The organism is Acidovorax sp. HMWF018, assembly GCF_003061035.1.
Taxonomy (GTDB): domain Bacteria; phylum Pseudomonadota; class Gammaproteobacteria; order Burkholderiales; family Burkholderiaceae_C; genus Acidovorax; species Acidovorax delafieldii.
The window spans coordinates 1-1,878 of record NZ_QAIM01000080.1 but is presented as its reverse complement, the minus strand read 5'-3'; the positions used below and the strand labels follow the sequence as shown (position 1 = coordinate 1,878).

The 1,878-nt window shown below is 55.5% G+C and carries 2 protein-coding genes and 1 pseudogene; all 3 read right to left on the bottom strand.

The window, feature by feature from the left end; translation table 11 throughout:
• Window positions 1-186 precede the first annotated feature (186 nt).
• Window positions 187-726 carry a DUF924 family protein gene (locus DBR23_RS02940; protein WP_108497265.1) on the bottom strand — a complete coding sequence of 180 codons (540 nt, stop codon included), beginning with the start codon at window positions 724-726 and terminating at the stop codon, window positions 187-189.
• A gap of 111 nt (window positions 727-837) precedes the next feature.
• Window positions 838-1,254 (bottom strand): hypothetical protein, encoded by a 417-nt coding sequence (locus DBR23_RS02935; protein ID WP_108497264.1) that lies wholly within the window; start codon window positions 1,252-1,254, stop codon window positions 838-840.
• A 284-nt stretch (window positions 1,255-1,538) separates the two neighbouring features.
• A pseudogene (locus DBR23_RS02930) lies at window positions 1,539-1,878 on the bottom strand (glutamine--tRNA ligase); the annotation flags it as partial.

Below are 1,878 nucleotides of genomic sequence, written 5' to 3'. Positions count from 1 at the left end.
TTGTCTTGATCTGCGGCCATTGCCAAGGTCTGCTGCTTCATCTGCGGATAACGTTTGACCCCTCTCAATGGTGGACCTTAATCAGCGTTGCCTTAATCGAGCACCTCATTGACCGTCATATTGGCCTGTAGCGCCTGTTTGATATGCGGGACGTGCTATGAAGAATATAGCGAATTAGTGCAGTGCCTAGAACGACGACCCCGGCTCGCTCAAAAACGCCAGTTCTTCGGCCGTGGAGGTGCGGCCCAGCACCGCGTTGCGATGCGGGTAGCGCCCAAAGCGGTCGATGATGGCCTTGTGCCGGCGCTCAAAGTCCAGGTTGTTTTCCATGCCCGGCTGCGCAAACAGCTCAAGCGCTTGCTCATGAATCACGGCAGATTCGCTGTGCATATAAGGCATGTAGACAAACACGCGCTGCGCCGTGGGCAGGCTGCGGTCCTGCCCGCTGGCCACCAGCTCTTGCGCCAGGGCAAGGGCCAACACGTCTTGCGCAACGGCGCGGGCGGTGTCGCGGTACACATTGCGCGAGAACTGGTCCAGCACTAGGATTTCTGCCAACCGGCCTTCTGGGGTAGCGCGCCAGAGGAACAGTTCGCAGCGGGTAGCGGCCTCCAGCGTGGGGCCGAAGCGGGTGCGGATGGATTCGTCGAGGGCAGCGTCTTTGGCGAAGTGCTGCTGGGGAGTGAGTTCGGTGAACCAGAAGTGTAGGATTTGGAGCGATTGCATCAGAGCCATTGCGTGGTTTTGTTTGAAGGGGCGGTGCTCAAGAATTGTGGGTGGAGCTACCGCAAGCATGAAGCGCTAAACGCAGCGGATTCGCTCGCTCCGTGCGCTAAGTTAATCCGCATTCTCCTTTTCAAGTCTCGAGAATGCCCATAGATCGCACTCTGCTTCGAATTCCTGACCCCACTCGTTTTCAATGTGAGCCAGTTCGTGCAGAACCGTGTGTGACAAGAATAAATACGGGCTGTTTTCTAACTGTTCACTTTCTGTCGCAAATCCGGTGACGACAAGCGCATCGATCACGCTGCTTATAGATCGTTCGTCAATAACTCGTCGTATAGCGATGATGAAAGAGTTATTGCTAATGGGCGGAAAGGCTGCTGCGATCGGATCCCCCCTAACGCTGTAGGCGTTGGCTTTGGCCCAAGAGCTGACGGTTTCGGCTGAAACCAGAGATACCGTCTTGGTTGCGAACCGCTTAATCAACCCTTCGAGTTCTGAGCGGTATATCTCGATGTCTTGGATATGCATGCGATCTGGCGTGTAACTAGGGAGCGTTCAAATGTCAAAACGGCGCCTAGAGTCAACAATTTTTAGAAGGCGCGATGCGAGCATGATCATGTCTCGTGCCTCCTTCGCTTCAATCGCAACACGACGATGTGATGATGGTTCACCAACCGTGCGCTTCGGTTACAGCTAGTCTATTTTGAATCAATGCTCGTTTGAGCGTATGGGCGCTTTCGGCTCAGTCGCTCTCAATCAAAAAAAGCCAGCAGACTTGAGGTCTGCTGGCTTTTTCAAGCTTTAAAGCGAAATTACTTCCCCCAAGAATCCTTCAATCCCACCGCCAAGTTAAACACCGGCTTTTCCGCCTTGTGGTCAATACGATCCGCCACAAAGTACCCATGCCGCTCAAACTGGAACTTGTCGTCCGGTTGGGCATTGGCCAATGACGGCTCCACGATGGCGGTCACCACCTTCAGGCTGTTCGGGTTCAGGCTTTCGATGAAGTCCTTGCCGCCCGCGTCGGGCTGGGCGTCCAGGAACAGGCGGTCGTACATGCGCACTTCTGCGTTCACGCCGTCGGCCACACCCACCCAGGTGATGGCGGCTTTGACCTTCACGGTGTCGGCGCCGGGGGTGCCGCTCTTGGTG